The organism is Microvirga medicaginis (assembly GCF_052658925.1).
The window spans coordinates 69,507-85,499 of record NZ_JBQWEL010000022.1; the positions used below are offsets into that span (position 1 = coordinate 69,507).

The 15,993-nt window shown below is 62.1% G+C and carries 19 protein-coding genes; 8 read left to right on the forward strand and 11 right to left on the reverse strand.

Annotated features, from left to right (window positions below):
• Positions 1-65: 65 nt before the first annotated feature.
• Positions 66-647, forward strand: coding sequence for a type 1 glutamine amidotransferase domain-containing protein (locus tag ACUXUR_RS22080; protein ID WP_445504504.1), 582 nt, complete (start codon positions 66-68; stop codon positions 645-647).
• A 72-nt stretch (positions 648-719) separates the two neighbouring features.
• Here ACUXUR_RS22080 and ACUXUR_RS22085 read toward each other — a convergent pair whose 3' ends face one another.
• The 3 genes from ACUXUR_RS22085 to ACUXUR_RS22095 all read right to left on the reverse strand — a co-directional run bounded on the left by ACUXUR_RS22085 (position 720) and on the right by ACUXUR_RS22095 (position 2,795).
• On the reverse strand, positions 720-1,751 hold the full coding sequence (locus ACUXUR_RS22085) for a Tim44 domain-containing protein (protein ID WP_445504505.1): 1,032 nt from the start codon (positions 1,749-1,751) through the stop codon (positions 720-722).
• Between the two features lie 82 nt (positions 1,752-1,833).
• Positions 1,834-2,430 (reverse strand): hypothetical protein, encoded by a 597-nt coding sequence (locus tag ACUXUR_RS22090; RefSeq protein ID WP_445504506.1) that lies wholly within the window; start codon positions 2,428-2,430, stop codon positions 1,834-1,836.
• A gap of 77 nt (positions 2,431-2,507) precedes the next feature.
• On the reverse strand, positions 2,508-2,795 hold the full coding sequence (locus ACUXUR_RS22095) for a DUF3072 domain-containing protein (protein WP_445504507.1): 288 nt from the start codon (positions 2,793-2,795) through the stop codon (positions 2,508-2,510).
• Positions 2,796-2,979: 184 nt separating this feature from the next.
• Between ACUXUR_RS22095 and ACUXUR_RS22100 the strand changes: the two genes are divergently transcribed.
• Positions 2,980-4,224 (forward strand): Y-family DNA polymerase, encoded by a 1,245-nt coding sequence (locus ACUXUR_RS22100; RefSeq protein WP_445504508.1) that lies wholly within the window; start codon positions 2,980-2,982, stop codon positions 4,222-4,224.
• 161 nt (positions 4,225-4,385) lie between these two features.
• Here the strand turns inward: ACUXUR_RS22100 and ACUXUR_RS22105 are convergent, their stop codons facing one another.
• Entirely contained in the window at positions 4,386-4,952 is a 567-nt protein-coding gene (locus ACUXUR_RS22105) for a hypothetical protein (RefSeq protein WP_445504509.1), read from the reverse strand.
• A gap of 162 nt (positions 4,953-5,114) precedes the next feature.
• A complete protein-coding gene (locus ACUXUR_RS22110; protein ID WP_445504510.1) occupies positions 5,115-6,002 on the reverse strand; it encodes a branched-chain amino acid aminotransferase in 888 nt (295 codons plus the stop codon).
• 160 nt (positions 6,003-6,162) lie between these two features.
• Between ACUXUR_RS22110 and ACUXUR_RS22115 the strand changes: the two genes are divergently transcribed.
• From ACUXUR_RS22115 to ACUXUR_RS22125, 3 genes are read left to right on the forward strand one after another with little or no spacing between them, the layout of a single operon-like run.
• On the forward strand, positions 6,163-6,693 hold the full coding sequence (locus ACUXUR_RS22115; protein ID WP_445504511.1) for a MarR family winged helix-turn-helix transcriptional regulator: 531 nt from the start codon (positions 6,163-6,165) through the stop codon (positions 6,691-6,693).
• A 37-nt stretch (positions 6,694-6,730) separates the two neighbouring features.
• Positions 6,731-7,450, forward strand: a complete 720-nt coding sequence (locus ACUXUR_RS22120; RefSeq protein ID WP_445504512.1) for a response regulator — start codon at positions 6,731-6,733, stop codon at positions 7,448-7,450.
• Positions 7,447-8,814, forward strand: a complete 1,368-nt coding sequence (locus ACUXUR_RS22125; RefSeq protein WP_445504513.1) for an ATP-binding protein — start codon at positions 7,447-7,449, stop codon at positions 8,812-8,814. Before ACUXUR_RS22120 ends, ACUXUR_RS22125 begins: the two co-directional genes overlap by 4 nt.
• Positions 8,815-8,973: 159 nt before the next feature.
• On the opposite strand, the gene ACUXUR_RS22130 is transcribed toward ACUXUR_RS22125, so the two are convergent.
• From ACUXUR_RS22130 to ACUXUR_RS22150, 5 genes are all read right to left on the reverse strand, one after another.
• The gene (locus tag ACUXUR_RS22130) at positions 8,974-9,333 is read right to left on the reverse strand and encodes a tRNA-binding protein (protein ID WP_445504514.1); all 360 of its coding nucleotides are present in this window, start codon (positions 9,331-9,333) and stop codon (positions 8,974-8,976) included.
• A gap of 17 nt (positions 9,334-9,350) precedes the next feature.
• Positions 9,351-10,052, reverse strand: coding sequence for a TetR/AcrR family transcriptional regulator (locus tag ACUXUR_RS22135; protein WP_445504515.1), 702 nt, complete (start codon positions 10,050-10,052; stop codon positions 9,351-9,353).
• Positions 10,053-10,107: 55 nt separating this feature from the next.
• Positions 10,108-10,935, reverse strand: a complete 828-nt coding sequence (gene proC, locus ACUXUR_RS22140; RefSeq protein WP_445504516.1) for a pyrroline-5-carboxylate reductase — start codon at positions 10,933-10,935, stop codon at positions 10,108-10,110.
• An 88-nt stretch (positions 10,936-11,023) separates the two neighbouring features.
• A complete protein-coding gene (locus tag ACUXUR_RS22145; protein ID WP_047188248.1) occupies positions 11,024-11,524 on the reverse strand; it encodes a type III secretion system chaperone family protein in 501 nt (166 codons plus the stop codon).
• A 240-nt stretch (positions 11,525-11,764) separates the two neighbouring features.
• Positions 11,765-12,049 (reverse strand): accessory factor UbiK family protein, encoded by a 285-nt coding sequence (locus ACUXUR_RS22150; RefSeq protein ID WP_445504517.1) that lies wholly within the window; start codon positions 12,047-12,049, stop codon positions 11,765-11,767.
• A gap of 136 nt (positions 12,050-12,185) precedes the next feature.
• Here ACUXUR_RS22150 and lgt point away from each other — a divergent pair, with 136 nt between their 5' ends.
• The 3 genes from lgt to pgeF are packed head-to-tail and all read left to right on the forward strand — an operon-like array spanning position 12,186 to position 14,896.
• Positions 12,186-13,043, forward strand: a complete 858-nt coding sequence (gene lgt, locus ACUXUR_RS22155; RefSeq protein ID WP_445504518.1) for a prolipoprotein diacylglyceryl transferase — start codon at positions 12,186-12,188, stop codon at positions 13,041-13,043.
• Positions 13,040-14,116 carry a class I SAM-dependent methyltransferase gene (locus ACUXUR_RS22160; protein ID WP_445504519.1) on the forward strand — a complete coding sequence of 359 codons (1,077 nt, stop codon included), beginning with the start codon at positions 13,040-13,042 and terminating at the stop codon, positions 14,114-14,116. The genes lgt and ACUXUR_RS22160 overlap by 4 nt, the downstream gene beginning before the upstream one ends.
• A gap of 12 nt (positions 14,117-14,128) precedes the next feature.
• Complete coding sequence (gene pgeF, locus ACUXUR_RS22165) at positions 14,129-14,896, forward strand: peptidoglycan editing factor PgeF (protein WP_445504520.1); 768 nt, start codon at positions 14,129-14,131, stop codon at positions 14,894-14,896.
• On the opposite strand, the gene ACUXUR_RS22170 is transcribed toward pgeF, so the two are convergent.
• Positions 14,886-15,644, reverse strand: coding sequence for an SDR family oxidoreductase (locus ACUXUR_RS22170; RefSeq protein WP_445504521.1), 759 nt, complete (start codon positions 15,642-15,644; stop codon positions 14,886-14,888). The genes pgeF and ACUXUR_RS22170 overlap by 11 nt on opposite strands.
• Positions 15,645-15,993 lie beyond the last annotated feature (349 nt).

A 15,993-nucleotide genomic window follows, 5' to 3' on the forward strand; every position in this document is an offset into this window, starting at 1 on the left:
AATTTCGGAACCCCCACTCATTTCATCCGTTCCATCGGCATCCCCTTAAAACAACGGAGAGCGTCATGCCTGACATTCAACAGGCCAAGATTCTCATCATGGCGACGGATGGTTTCGAGCAGTCGGAACTCATGGTGCCCCAGCAGAAGCTTTCGGAAGCGGGCGCGGCGGTGGAGATTGCCGCGCCCAAGTCGCGCATGAACCCTGGCGAAATCCGCGGCTGGGACGAGAAGGATTGGGGCAAGAGCGTGAAGGTCGACAAGGATATCGAGAGTGTCGATCCGTCTTCTTACGACGCGCTCGTGCTGCCTGGTGGACAAATCAATCCCGACAAGCTGCGCGTTGAGCCGAAAGCCATCGAGATTATCCGCGCCTTCTACTCATCCGGCAAAGTGATTGCCGCCATCTGCCACGCGCCGTGGCTGCTTGTCGAAGCCGGCGTCATCAAGGGCAAGCAATGCACCTCCTATCACTCCATCAAGACGGATGTGATGAATGCCGGCGGCCAGTGGCGCGATGAGACAGTCGTGACAGATCAAGGCGTGATCACGAGCCGCAACCCAGGCGATCTTGATGCCTTCGTAAGCAAGATCATCGAAGAGGTCCGCGAAGGGTCTCACGCCAAGCGCCGCCAAGCGGCAGAATAATCGTCTCACGATTGTGTAACAAAAAGCGGCCGGTTCGCACCGGCCGCTTTGACATTGATCAGCAACGAAACCTTACGCCTGCTGGATCGCGGAGATCTTCCACGGGCCGCCCTGGTCGCGACGGAAGGTCCACACCTCCCTGGCTTCCTCAGGCTTCGAGGGATCGCCCTCCAACACCCGGCCGGTCGCCTTGTCAGTCAGCACGTCGATCAGCGAGAAGCGCATGGCGACGGTCGCATATTCCGTCGCGCCCTCACGCCAGGCTTCGGAGAGATCGCCCTGCCCCAAGCGTACATTCGAGACCTTATTCACGACACCGCGCGCAGCGTTGTCGTTGAGCTCCTCCTGGATGTAGCCTGCCATCTCGGGCGTCGCCAATGTCCAGAGCTTTTCAATGTCCTGGCGCGAATAGGCATCCTGCAACTCGACCAGCGAGCGCTCGAAGGCCGCGTAATCCTTCTCGCCGATGCCGATCTCATCCCGCACGTCGGTGCGACGGCGAGACTGGTTCATGCCACCCAATGCACCGCCAAGAGCCCCACCGAGAGCGCCGCTACCCAAACCGCCTAAGCCACCCGCCATGGGGCGATCACCGGTCGGAGGCACGCTGCCGCCCGTCGTGGTTCGCTGATAGCCCTGCGGACCCGCATAGGACGGCTCTTGGCGTCGGCGGAACCATTTCATGGCGAACGAGATCAGCAGCACGATAAGGCCGACCTGGAGCAGAAGCCCCAGGACCGAGGCCAGACCGGCGAGACCGCCGAAGAAGCCATTGCCCATGAGCATGCCGAGCAGGCCCGCGCCGAAGAGGCCGGCCATCAGGCCCGTGCCGAAGCCGAAGCGGCGCGGCTGCGCCACGTTCGGGCCCTGCAGACCCGGGTTGCTGTAGGTCGGGCCCTGGTTCGGAGTCTGCGAGCGCTGAATAGGCGCAGCAGCCTCAGGCGCCGTTCGGGTTGCCGGAGGCGGCGCGTAGGTGCGCGCACCGCGCGATCCGAAGCTGCCTCGTCCCCCGCCGACGCGTGCTTCGGCAGCGCTTCCGGCCAGAACCAAAGCGGCAGCCAGAGCGACCATGACGCGGCTTCGGCGAGAAGCAAATTTCATCATCGTTTCGTTTTCATCCCAAAGGGGCACGACGCCCCGGCCTTTATGTAGGGATGGCCAAGCCCTTGCGGAAGGGCCTTCGATATCAGATCGCCCGGTAATGGCGCACCCGGCGCCGGGCCGCCGCGAGCCTGCCCTTGGAGCGCAGGTGCAGAAGGCGCGCCACGCCGTGGCGCAGAGCCGTCGCCTTTCTGCGAACGAAGCCCACGATGCGAATGGCCTGCGGCCAGAAACGCGTGCGGGCAAGCCAGGCATGAACCTGATCGCGGATGAGAAGAACCCGGGCATGGCACCAGGCGAACCAGCGGATCGAGAGAAGCTTGTCGCGGCCGATGGCGAAGAGCCGCTCGGCCAGACCGAGACCCACGACCTTGGCCAGGACGAACATCAGCACGCCGGAGAGGAAACGCCCCTGCCCGAAAAGGTAAAGGGCGTAAACCTTGAAAGGCTCGATGATGGCAAGAGGGATCAGGAACAGCATCAGAATGCCGGTAGGCGGCAGCTTGGCGATACCTGCCTCGATCCGCCTGATCAGCCCAAGCCGCGCCAGAGCGTGCATCGCCGGGACGACGAAGGCGCGGAAGACATCGTCAACCAGGACGACGACCACGGCAATGAGCAGCAGCGGCGCGTTCAGGACGCGCCGCACGCGTCGGGATGGAGCAACAAGTCGGTCAGCCATGGCACTCACGTCTGGCCCAGGTTCTGGGCTGGAATTGTGTGCTATGTGTGACTGACCCGACCCTGCTTACAAGAGGATCAAGCCTCCCTTTGGTGGCCCTTGCCGGATTTGAGCTGGTCGATCCGCTTTGAGGCTTCGGCCTTGTCGAGATCAGGGTCGAAGGCCTTCGGATCATGCGCCTGCTCGGAAAGCGTTTTGAGATAGGATGCCTGCGCCCCTGTCATGGGCTCGTGGCCTGTCACCCAATCCTCCGGATCCTTGATCTGGTTGTCGGACGCAGCCGGATTGACCTTCGGATTGTCGGGCTCGGCCGCGCGCTTTCGCTCATGGGCGCCATGATGAGAGGCCGTGTTTTTCGACGTCATGTGAGACTCCTAATGTTCTCTTTCTGTTCTGAAATGAGAACATCGGAATCAGGCCCTTGGTTCCTTTGCGGAAAGAAGAGCTACTCCCGGCGACTCGTCCCCGTTATCCACAGGTTGGGCGCTCGACTCACGGCTGAGCCTGTGTTCTCTCTTTGTTCACTCGAGCAAGGATGGGTGAGCAACCATGCGCAAGCCGGCGGGCCTGGAGCGGCTCTATGTCGATTTCGATTCCTTCTTCGCCAGCGCCGAGCAGCACCTGCAACCGCATCTTCGCGGCAGGCCCGTCGGGGTTATGCCCGTCGATTCCGAGCATACGGGGCTGATCGCCGTCAGCCGTGAAGCGAAGGCGCTCGGCATCAAGCGCGGCGCCTATGTGCGCGACGTGCGGCGGCAATTCCCCGACTTCGTCTTCGTGAACGCGCGGCACGAGCGCTATGTGGAGCTTCATCGCAGGATCATCGACACCATCGAGAGCGTCGTGCCAGTCAAGGCCGTGTGCTCCATCGACGAGGTGGTCTGCACCCTCCTGCCCTCCGAGCAGGCCGAGGGGTTAGCCCTTGGCCGGCGCGTGAAGGAGGCCCTTGCCACGAGGATCGGCCCCACCCTCACCTGCTCCGTGGGCCTTGGCCCCAACGACCTCCTGGCGAAAATCGCCGCCGAGATGAACAAGCCGGATGGGCTCGTGGCCATCTATCCGGAGGACCTGCCTGGCCCCCTGCTCTCGCTCGAACTTACTGACATTCCTGGAATTGCGCGTGGCAATGCGGCCCGTCTTGCTCGCGCCGGCATCACCGACATGGCCGCCTTCTGGCGACTTCAGCCAAAGGAGTTGCGCCGTCTCTGGGGAAGCGTCGAGGGCGAGCGGCTCTGGATGAGCCTGCATGGCTATACCGTCGAGCGGCCTGAGACCCAGCGGCGCATGTTCGGCCATGGGCGCGTGCTGCCGGTCGATTGGCGGCACTTGAACGGCGCCTATGCCGCGGCCCGCATTCTCCTGGTGAAAGCCTCACGGCGCATGCGTCGCGCAGGCTTTTCGGCAAAGGCGCTTGCTCTCTGGCTGACCGACAAGAACAGCGCCGGCTGGTATGGCGAGGAACATTTTGCCCCGACCTGGGATGATCCCGCGCTGCTTGCAGCTCTCAGCCGCCTTTTTCTCCATGCGGAACGTGAGGACATGCGCCGCAGCCGCAGCGTTCATGTGGCGCTGCATGATCTCGTGCCGTTGCAGGAGATTGAGGAGGATCTGTTCGGAGGCACGGCGGAGGCGCAGCTCAAACGCCGGATGGAGTATCTGTCCGTCATCGCCGACCGGCTCAACACCAGCCATGGACAGACGCTTCTGCATTTCGGGCCGTGGGTCGACATCCCTGGCGGCTATGCGGGAGCGAAGATCGCCTTTAACCGCATTCCCGATGCGGAGGATTTTTAACAAACACCACGGCCGTAGCCGTCCACGTCTCTGGGGAAGGAAGGCTTAAACAGCCTTCGGTCGCAAAAGCCTCTCCTAAGATAAGCGACTGGAAACTCTTAGCAATCTGATCGCTACCAACACCAAGGGCATGCGGGCACGAGCATGCAAACTGCGCGAGATCAGACGAGTCCAGCCAGCCGGATGGCTTCCGCTGCCGAGAGGGCTCTTCGGATTGTGGCGCCCAATTCCTCGTGCAAGGGAGAGACAACACCCTTGGCGCTGATCCCAGCGTCGAGACTGCGGACGGGAGCGGCCTCAACGTTCAGCACTAGATTGGTGGTCTCAACCGTTACTCTCCAGCTCCTGTTCTCGAAACTGGACGCCGACGTGGCCCCCGATGCCCGATAGGCTGCCCAATCCGTGAGTTTATGGTCCCTCAGGTTCGGCGGTTCGCGGGCCTCGTGCTGAAGCAGATGCTTGCAGACCGTACGACCAAGGTCGGCATCAGACACGTCGATGGGTAAAATGGACGGTTCGCCGGTCTCGACGATCACCGATCCCGGCACCCACATGATGGAGGTCACGATGAACCGGCTTTCGGCATAGCGGTAGATATGCGCCATGAGCTCACAGCCGGTCGCGATGCGTTTCTGCTTTATGGCGTGCAGGGATGAACCTGGAAGATCGTCAACGACAGGGTCGACCGATGAGGCCGATCTTGAAAAAATGCGGCGAAGCATATCCATGATCGGGCGCCCGGTTCCACACTGTTGCAGTCTATGGATTCCCCTCGTCCAGGGTCAATAGCCGCATCGGATCTGGTGGCATTTGCCAGCTGATGCCGAACTTAAAAATGTGGATGCCCGGCACGGGGCCGGGCATGGCGAGTCGCACAGATATGAGAGGCTTTAAGCAGCCTTGGCCTTGGGCCGCACCTCGGCCGTGTAGTCGTCCATCAGCATCTTGGTGATGCCGCCCGGCGTGAAGGTGTAGGGGCCGACCTCGGCGACAGGTGTCACTTCAGCGGCGCTGCCGGTGATGAAGCATTCCTGGAAGCCGGCCATTTCCTCCGGCATGATCCGGCGCTCGGCCACTTCGATGCCGCGGCGCGTTGCGAGCTCGATCACCGTCTGGCGCGTGAGGCCGTCGAGGAAGCAATCGGCGATCGGGGTATGGACCACGCCGTCCTTCACGAAGAACACGTTGGCGCCGGTGCATTCGGCGACGCGGCCCTGCCAATCGAGCATGAGGGCATCGGCATAGCCCTTCCGCTCGGCCTTATGCTTCGAGATGGTGCAGATCATGTAGAGACCCGCAGCCTTGGCCGTGGACGGCGCGGTCGCCGGATCGGGACGGCGGTAATCCGCCATGTCGATGCGGATGCCCTTCATCTTCTCGGCCGGGTCGAAATAGCTCGGCCATTCCCAGGCGGCGATCGCGAGGTGGATCTTGTTGTGCTGGGCGGCCACGCCCATCATTTCCGAGCCGCGCCAGGCGACGGGGCGCAGGTAGGCGTCCGTCATGCCGTTCTTCTCCAGAACGAGACGTTTGGCGGCGTCGATCTCGGCCACCGTATAGGGGATCTCGAAATCGAGGATCTGGGCGGATCTCTTCAGGCGCTCGGCATGCTGGGTCGACTTGAAGATCTCGCCCCCGTAGGCGCGCTCACCCTCGAACACACTTGAGCCGTAATGGAGGCCGTGCGAGAGGACATGGAGCTTGGCATCCTTCCAGGGTACGAGCTGCCCGTCATACCAAATCCATCCATCACGTTGATCGAAGGGGGTCGCGGACATCGTTTTCTCCTTAACTGTCGACCTTTGTGGCAACCGGGGCCGTGTAATTTCCGGTCGCTTTCGTGTCATTTCAGTTTCATTCATTTCACGAAAGCGGCTTGACGAGTAACAATCGTCCTGAGATATGTCAACAAGGCTGACATAAAATTGGATAAGGGCGGTGCCAGACGCGATCCCGGCTTTCAAACCCAAGGCTCCCGAACAGAACCTCGACAAGGACATCCTGGCCGAGATACCGGCCTATGACCTGATCGAGCTGTTTTTCTTTGCCTATCGCGACTTCGTCAGCGATCCGGACAGGATTCTGGACGAATATGGTTTTGGCCGGGCGCATCACCGGGTCCTGCATTTCGTCAGCCGCCAGCCGGGCCTGACGATCGCCGAGCTTCTGGACATCTTGAGGATCACGAAACAGAGCCTCAATCGCGTCCTCAAGGAACTGATCGAGAAGAATTTCATCGAGAGCCGCACGGGGACCGCCGACCGACGTCAGCGGCTGCTCCATGCCACGCCCCAGGGTCATGATCTCGCCTTGAAGCTCGCCAAGCTGCAGACGCGCCGCATCATGCGCGCCCTCTCGGATTCGGAGCCGAGGGCCAAGGAGGCCGTAAGCCAATACCTTCTGTGCCTCATCGATCCTGACGACCGCGAGCATGTGAAGCACCTCGTATTCGGGCCGAACAAAACCTGATAAAGCAGGGGGCCCTTCAACAAGCGCCCCGGAGCCCATGGAAGCACCCCGTATCGATATTCCCGACCACGCCCCCCACGTTCTTGTGGTCGACGACGACCGGCGCCTGCGCGACCTCCTGACCCGGTTCCTGGCTGAGAACGGCTATCGCGTGACGGCGGCGGCCAGCGCCGCGGAAGCCCGGTCCAAGACCGAGAGCTTCTTATTCGATGCCCTCGTGCTCGACGTGATGATGCCCGGCGAGTCCGGTTTCGATTATGCGCGCAGCATCCGGACAACCTCGCAGGTGCCGATCCTGATGCTCACGGCCCGGTCCGATACCTCCGACCGTGTCACCGGCCTCGAGATCGGCGCGGACGATTACCTGCCCAAGCCCTTCGAGCCGCGCGAGCTGCTTTTGCGCCTCGGCAACATCCTCAAGCGCGCCCTGCCTGCGGCGGGTGCGCCGCGCGACGATGTGCCAGACGTCATTTATTTCGGTCCTTTCTCGTACCGCTTCGATCGTGGCGAGCTGCGGCGCGGTGATGACATCGTGCGCATCACCGAGCGCGAGCGCGAGATCCTGACGATCTTGGGATCAGCAACCGGCGACAACGTTCCGCGCGAGGCGCTGGCCGGCAACGGCGCTGCCGCGAACGAGCGCACGGTCGATGTGCAGATCAACCGCCTGCGCCGCAAGATCGAGGGTGATCCGGCCAATCCGATCTTCCTGCAGACCGTGCGCGGCATCGGCTATCGCCTCGTGATCGATCGATGAAGATTGGTGCGGCCCTCCATTACACGCCGCTCGATCGCGCGGCACGCTGGTTCGGCCGGTTTCTGCCGAAGGGGCTTTATGCGCGCGCGCTCATCATCATCATCGCACCGGTGATCCTCCTGCAATCCGTTGTCGCTTACGTCTTCATGGAGCGGCATTACGAGCTGGTGACGCGCCGCCTCTCCTCGGCCGTCACAGCGGATATCGCAGCCCTCATTCAGATCTACGAAAGCTATCCGCAGGACAAGGAAGCAACGACGCTCACGCGCATCGCATCCGACAGCCTGCAGCTCGACGTGGACATCCTGCACAACACCGACCTGCCGCCACCCGGCCCGAAGCCGTTCTTCTCCATTCTGGACGAGACCCTCTCCAACGAACTGCGCCGCCAAATTGACCGCCCCTATTGGCTCGATACCGTCGGACGCTCGAATTACGTCGAAATCCGCATCAAGCTCAACCAGAACACCGTCATGCGGGTGCTCGCGCGGCGCAGCCAGGCCTATGCGTCGAACTCGCACATCTTCCTCGTGTGGATGGGCGGCTCGTCCTTCGTGCTGCTCGGCATCGCCATCCTGTTCCTGCGCAATCAGATCAGACCGATCCTGCGCCTTGCAGAAGCGGCGGAAGCGCTCGGCATGGGACGTGAGATCGAGTTCCGCCCGCGCGGCGCACGCGAGGTGCGCCAAGCCGGATACTCCTTCCTTGAGATGAAGCGGCGCATCGAACGCAACATCGAACAGCGCACGACGATGCTCAACGGCGTCAGCCACGATCTGCGAACGATCCTCACCCGCTTCAAGCTATCGCTTGCACTCATGCAGCAAACGCCCGAGGTCGAGGACCTCAAACGCGATATCGACGAGATGAGCCGCATGCTCGAGGGTTATCTTGCCTTTGCGCGCGGCGAAGGAGGTGATGCAGGCGAGCAGTCCAGCGAGACGGATCTGCGCCAGCTTCTCGAAGAGGCGCAATCCGATGCCGAGCGCCAAGGTCATGTGACTGAACTCGATATCATCGGCGATCCGATCATCACCGTTCGCCCCGATGCCTTCCGCCGCCTTCTCTTCAATCTCGTCTCCAATGCCGCACGCCACGGCGGGCGGATTGCGATCACCGCCAATCACGAAACGCGCTGGCTTATTCTGCATGTGGACGATGATGGTCCGGGCATTCCACCCGACATGCGCGAGGAAGTCTTCAAGCCCTTCGTTCGTCTCGACGAAGCGCGCAACCAGGACGAAGGCGGCTCAGGCCTGGGCCTTGCGATTGCGCGCGACATCGCCCGCTCTCATGGCGGCGATATCACGCTTGGCGACAGCCCTCTGGGAGGTCTGCGGGCGACGGTTCGGCTTCCTGCTTGATGTCGCTCACATGTCATGGCCGGGCTTGTTCCGGCCATCTCGATTGGGAAAGCCCCCACCTCTCATAAACGAGATCACCGGCACAAGGCCGGTGATGACGTGGAGCCAAATTCTGAACCCGATTCCGGGTTCTGCTGCCCAGCCCCGGATGAGGCTTCCTCAATACAGCCGCCCACCCACCGGCACGTCCTTATCTGGCCGAACGAGCATCACATCGCCGTTCGCATCAGGCACGCCCAGCGTCAGAACCTCCGATATGAAAGGCCCGATCTGACGCGGCGGGAAATTGACCACGGCGAGCACCAGCGAGCCTACGAGCTCCTCGAGCGTGTGGTTCACCGTGATCTGCGCGGACGAGCGCCTGGTGCCGATCTCGGGCCCGAAATCGATCGTGAGCTTGAAGGCAGGCTTGCGGGCCTGCGGAAACGGCTCCGCAGCGACGATGCGGCCGACGCGAATATCGACTTTCAGAAAATCGTCGAACGTGATCGTCGGCGTCAGCGATTGTGCCTGGTCCATGGTGCCCCCGTTTTCGATTAGATCGCTGCTGCAGGATTGTCCGCATCGCCCTCGCCTGCTTCGCGCCGCTCACGACGCACCGGGCGGCGACCTTCCATGAGCGCCCGCCCGAGAGCACGCAACGGCGCTGTGAGGCGACGCAGATCGTCGGCTCCCTCCAGCACGCGCTCGCCACGCCGTAATTCGCGGTCGAGACGCGCCATGGTCTTTGCGAGAGCCGTATCGTCGTCCTCGAGCCATGTGCGCATCGTATTGGCGTAAACGAGCACCGCACCCTGGAGCTTCAGGGTGCCGAGCGGCCCCTCCGTATCGATGCCGGCGGCCGCCAGCATGAAGCGCATGGAGTTGACGGTCACCTGATGGAGCGCGGCAAGGGAAAGCGGATCGTATTGAAGATCGCGATTGATCCGCCGGAGCGCCGGCTTGTAGGGCTCCAGCGCATCGAAGCGGCGCATGATGACATCGAAGACACGTTCTCGCGCGGGCTCTCCGGCAAGATCGTCCGTCGTCTCCTTCAGCACCTTGCGATCAATTTGGCGCGAGAAGCCGCCAAGGACCGCCCCCTTGGAAGGGAAAAGGTCGCGGAATTCCGCGAGCGACACACCTGCTTCCCGCGCGATATCGGTGATCTCGATCTCGCTCCAGGCGCGCGCGGCGGCGAGACTCATCAAGGCATCGACGATGGACTTGCGCTTATCGACCGGGGCATCCGTCGTCATGGCACTCTCCTGAACATTCAATCTGCCGATTGATCTAGGCGCTTTCCCCGATCTGTCAGCCCGCGAGTTCCTCCGCCCGGCGCTTCGCCGCAGCCACGGCCTCGCGCATGAGGCCTTTAAGGCCGTCGGGATCGCGCGTGAGCACTTCAAGCGCCGCGGCCGTCGTGCCGCCGGGTGAGGTCACGTTCTGACGCAGCGTTGCGGGAGGCAGGTCGCTCTGGAACAGAAGCTCACCCGCCCCGGTCACCGTGGCGCGTGCAAGGCGCTGCGCGAGATCGGGCGGCAGGCCGGCCGCAGCGCCCGCTTCCGCCAGGCACTCGACGAGATGGAACACATAAGCCGGGCCTGAACCGGACAAGGCGGTCACGGCATCGACCAGATCCTCGGAGGGCAGCCATTCGACGATGCCGTTGCTGGACAACAATGCGTCGGCCATGAGGCGCTGCTCCTCGCTCACTTCCGCATTGGTGGCCGCCCCCGTCGCGCCTCGCCCGATGCTGGCGGGCAGGTTCGGCATGGCGCGCACGATGGCGGAAGCAGCGGGGAGTCGTGCCTTCAGATTCCCGATCGTCTTGCCCGCGAGAATGGAAATGATGAGCGTCTGGGGCCCAAGATAAGTGTTGAGCGCAGGTGCGGCGTCTTCCAGCATCTGCGGCTTGATGGCGAGCACGAGCACATCGGCCGGCGACGGATTGGCGGGGTTGAGCGCAATGCCCTTTTCTGAGCAGAAGCGCGTCATCTCTTCCGAGGGGCGCGGATCGATGACCGTCACGCCGGAAGCCTTCATGCCGACTTTAAGCCAGCCCTCCAACATGGAGCCGCCCATCTTGCCGGCACCGACAAGAATGAGGGACGAAGGCAGGTGCTGAGCATGAGCGGGCATAGGACATCTTCCGGCATGTGAATGAAGCGAAGGCCGCTACTATTCACAAGGCGCCTTGCCCTGTCGAGGCCGGTCTATCGTTTAAGGTTTAAGCCTCGCCTTCGGTCTCGAACAGAACACTGTCGAGAGCTTCGCGCGCGGATTTGCCGGCCCAGATCACGAACTGGAAGGCCTGGAAATATCGTTCGCAGGCTTCCACCGCCACGCGCAGCATGGTCTCGCACTGGCCCTGCGTCGGGTCCGCGCCGCCTGCCAGCAGCAGGGAGTGGCGGAACATCACCACGTTTTCCGTGCTCCACAGATCGAAATGACCGACCCAGAGCTGCTCGTTGATGAAGGAGATGAGCTGCAGCACATCCTGACGCCGGCGCTCCGGCACCTTCAGGTCGAAGGCGCAGGCAACGTGGAGCGCCTCCACATCTTCGATCCAGGTGAAGGCGATATCGTAATCGGCCCAGCGCCCGGCGACGGAGACCGACATTTCATCGGCATCCGCACGATCGAAAATCCAATGACGCAGGGAAGCAAGCCGCTCGACTACGTCAAGGGGATGTTCCAGGCGATCGATTTCGATGTGATGCTGAGACATGGCGATCCAAAAGACTTGAACACCTGAATTATGGTAAACACAATCAGGCAATATCATTGCGTCAATTCGAGCAATATTTGAGAAGACTTTCCTGAATACATAAAATTACTCAGGATTCCTGTCACGTCAGGCCCGAATCAGCTCATGAATCACAGTCTTAGATTTTGCCCCCCGTCACAATGCGCCTTCCAGACCTGTCCACAACAGGAGGGATGCGCCTGAAGCAGGGGTGTCCTACCCCTAAAGGTTAGGGGTGGATGAGCTGGCAGCGCCGGGCTGGGCGAGTTTTTCTTCCAAAACCTTGAGGCGGGCCTCCAAGCGCTCATTCTCTGCGCGGGCGGCGAGCACCATCTCGCGCAACACCTCCACCTCCTCGCGGGTAGCGACATCCATGTCCTTGATCAGGCGCTCGAACTGGCTGCGGACCACGGTTTCGACCTCTCGCCGGACACCCTGCGCGGCGCCTGCGGCATCGGTGGCCAGACGGGCGAGTTCATCGAAAATCCGGTTGGAGGATTGAGTCATGATTGAAAGTCCACACCATTCGAGAGGCTTATGAGCCCGGGAAAGCCAGATGTGGGCACATTTGGGGCAAACTGCAACAGGGTTGACGATCCATGCCCACAAGGTCCAATGGCGAACCGTTTATCGAAGGCCTGCCATGCCTCTGTCATTTCCCATTCTCGATCCCGTCGCCTTCACCATCGGCCCCTTCGCGATCCGCTGGTATGCGCTTGCCTATGTGGCGGGCCTTCTCGGCGGCTGGTTCTATGCCAAGCGTCTCGCAGCCCGGGCCGACCTCTGGGGCTCTTCACGCCAGCCGAAGCCCATGGAGATCGACGATCTCATCGTCTGGGTGGCGCTGGGCGTCGTCCTCGGCGGTCGCACGGGCTATGTGCTGTTCTATAACCTTGGCGCCTATCTCCAGAACCCGCTCGAAATGTTCGCCATCTGGCGCGGCGGCATGTCGTTCCATGGGGGCTTCCTCGGCGCGGTGCTCGCCCTCGTGCTCTTTGCCCGCTCACGCGGGCTCAATGCCCTGGCGCTGCTCGACATGGCTGCCGTGGTAACGCCCATCGGCCTTTTCTTCGGGCGCATCGCCAATTTCATCAACGGCGAATTGTGGGGCCGCCCTGCTCCTGATTTCCCCTATGCCGTGGTGTTTCCCCATGCCGGCCCCGAACCCCGGCATCCGAGCCAGCTCTATGAAGCGCTCGGCGAGGGCCTGATCCTGTTCATCGTCATGGCGATTGCTGCCCGCAGGTTCGGCTTCAAGCGTCCGGGGCTCCTCGGCGGCATCTTCGTGCTGGGTTACGCCATTGCCCGCATCGTCTGCGAATTCTTCCGCGAGCCCGATGCACAGCTCGGCTTCCTCTTCGGTTCGTCCATTCAGGGCCTGGGAGGCGGCATCACCATGGGCATGCTGCTTTCCGTGCCGATGGCGGTTGTCGGCGTGGCCTTCATCGTCATGGCTGTCCGCGGCTACACCCGGCCGACGAAGTCCGTCGAAGCTGCATGAAATCGCTCGGCCAACATATGCGCGAGCTGATCGCCCTCGAGGGGCCGATCACGGTCGAGCGCTACATGAGCCTGTGCCTGCAGCATTATTATGCCACGCGCGACCCGCTGGGATCGGCTGGCGATTTCACCACGGCGCCGGAGATCAGCCAGATGTTTGGCGAGCTGATCGGCCTCTGGATGCTGGAGGCGTGGAGTGCCATGGGCCAGCCCGATCCCGTCCATCTCGTCGAGCTCGGACCCGGACGCGGCACGCTGATGGCGGATTTGCTGCGTGCCACGAAGCTGCTGCCGGGTTTCGGAAGCGCCGCGCAAGTGCATCTCGTGGAAACGAGCCCCGTCCTGAGGCAGCGGCAGCAGGCGACGCTCGCTTCATCGAACCTGCCCATCCACTGGCACGAACGGCTGGAGGAGATGCCCGAAGGCCCGATGCTCCTCATTGCGAATGAGTTCTTCGATGCGCTCCCCATCCGCCAGTTCCTGGCTACGGAGCGCGGCTGGTGCGAGCGCCTCGTCGGGCTTGAGAACGATCACTTGGTCTTCGGCCTGCGCGCCGAGACCGAACAAGCGATCGGCAAGCCGCTGCGCATCGGCGACGTGCTCGAATGGCCGGCCCTGTCCATCGACATCATGCAGGATCTCTCCCGCAGGCTCGCGCGCGATCAGGGCACGGCGCTCATCATTGATTACGGCTATTGGGGTCCTGCCTTCGGCGATACGCTGCAAGCCTTGAGGCAGCACACCCATGTCGATCCGCTGGAAGAACCGGGCGAAGCCGACCTGACGACCCATGTGGATTTTCACCGGCTGGCGCAAGCCGCCTCTTCGCATGGCCTCCAGGTGCATGGCCTCAGCACTCAAGGAGATTTCCTTCAGGCGCTCGGCATCAATGCACGCGCATCGTCGCTGAAAAAGCGCGCCACGCCGGCTCAAGCCATCGCCATCGATGCGGCCCTCTCTCGCCTGACGGAGCGCGGCGAGAAAGGCATGGGAGAGCTCTTTAAGGTTTTGGCCGTTACCCATAAGAGCCTTCAAGCCGTTCCTGGACTGCCGCCACTGTCTTCAGTTTCTTAAAGTTTCTGCACCATGTTCATCCAAGCCCCTTCCCTTTCCGCGCTTCCCAACATCCGCCACGCATTCTTCACGCGCCAGGGCGGCGTGTCGGAGGGCATCTATGCTTCCCTCAACGGGGGCATCGGCTCGTCGGACGAGCCTGATCGTGTGAAGGAAAACCGCCGCCGCATGGCGGACACGCTGAACGTGGCATCCGATGCGCTGATCAGCGTGTATCAGGTGCATTCGCCCGACGCGGTGCGCGTGGAAGGCCCTTGGGGGCCTGAGCGTCCGAAAGCCGACGCCATGGTGACGAAGGTGCCGGGATTGGCGCTTGCCATCACCACGGCGGATTGCGGCCCCGTGCTGTTTGCCGACGCGCGAAGCGGCGTGATCGGCGCGGCTCATGCAGGCTGGCGCGGAGCGGTGACGGGAGTTCTCGAATCCACTATCGACGCCATGGAGAGGCTCGGCGCAGAGCGTAAGCGGATCGTCGCGGTGCTCGGCCCCACGATCAGCCAAGAGGCTTATGAGGTCGGGCCGGAATTCGTGCAGCGTTTTGCGCAAGAAGCGCCTGGACATGAACGCTTCTTCCGCCCCTCTGACAAGCCGGATCACGCGATGTTCGATCTGCCGGGCTTCATCGGCGCGCGCTTGAACGCAGCCGGGATCGGCGGCTTCACCAATCTGGGCTTATGCACCTATTCCGACGAGGAGCGGTTCTTCAGCTATCGCCGCACCACGCATCGCAGGGAGCCCGATTACGGCCGCCTGATCTCGGCGATCACGCTCACTCCCTGATGCCGGCCACATCCGGCGTTTCCCAGGCGAGATGCTGGCCGCCGTCGACGGCGATCATCTGGCCTGTCACGCTGCGCGCCTCTGCGAGATAAACGACAGCGTCCGCAATTTCCTCGGGCGTGCCACCACGACCGAGGAGCACGGCGCTCGCCTGCTTGGCGAAATCCCCATCCCCCTGACGCTCATTGGCAAGCGTCGGACCGGGTCCGATGGCGTTCACGCGGATGCGGGGTGCAAGCGCCTGCGCCATCGTCTGCGTGGCGGTGAACAGGGCGGCCTTCGTCAGCGTGTAGGAGAAGAATTGCGGCGTCAGCTTCCAGACCCGTTGATCGACGATATTGACAATGGAGCCTTGCGTGTCGGGCGGCAATTGCCGCGCGAAATCACGCGCAAGGAAGGCAGGTGCGCGAAGATTCACGGCGAAGTGCCGATCCCATCGATCCGGCGAGAGGGTTTCGACCTCATCGGGCTCGAATTCCGAGGCATTGTTCACGAGAAGGGTCAGCGGAGAGCCGAGCGCCTTCACGGCATCGTCGATCAAGCGATCGACGGCTGAAGCATCCGCGAGATCGCCCTGCACCACGGCAGCGGTTCCTCCTGCCGATCCTATTCGTGCTGCAATCTCGTCGGCCACATCGGTTGACCTCCGGCAGTGGATGGCAACGCCATAACCTTCCCGCGCGAGGCGCTCGACAATGCTCCGGCCGATTCTCTGCGCACCGCCTGTGACGAGGACATTCTTAATCATTATTCACCTCTTGAAACGGTAGGACGTAGCGTTAGTTGAGGTCATTGCCTAGAAAATGACATTTTTCGGCTGCCGCCGTGAACAAACAGCCTAGTTGTACGTTGTGGAGTCCAGCGAGGCCATAAGGGGAAGCTCAAATTCAACGCCACATTGCTGCCACAGTACCTTTGGGTCTCTGTGGTTGTCATGTCACAGCCCTCGTCCGGTTGTCGCTCTATAAACGGATAGTGCTCAGTTCGGTCCAGGAGATCCCTGGTTCGAGCGGGGCATGACATCGATTAAGGAAAGAGAAACCATGAAGAAGATTCTTCTCGCTAGCGTCGCTCTCTTCGGCTTCGCCGGTGCTGCG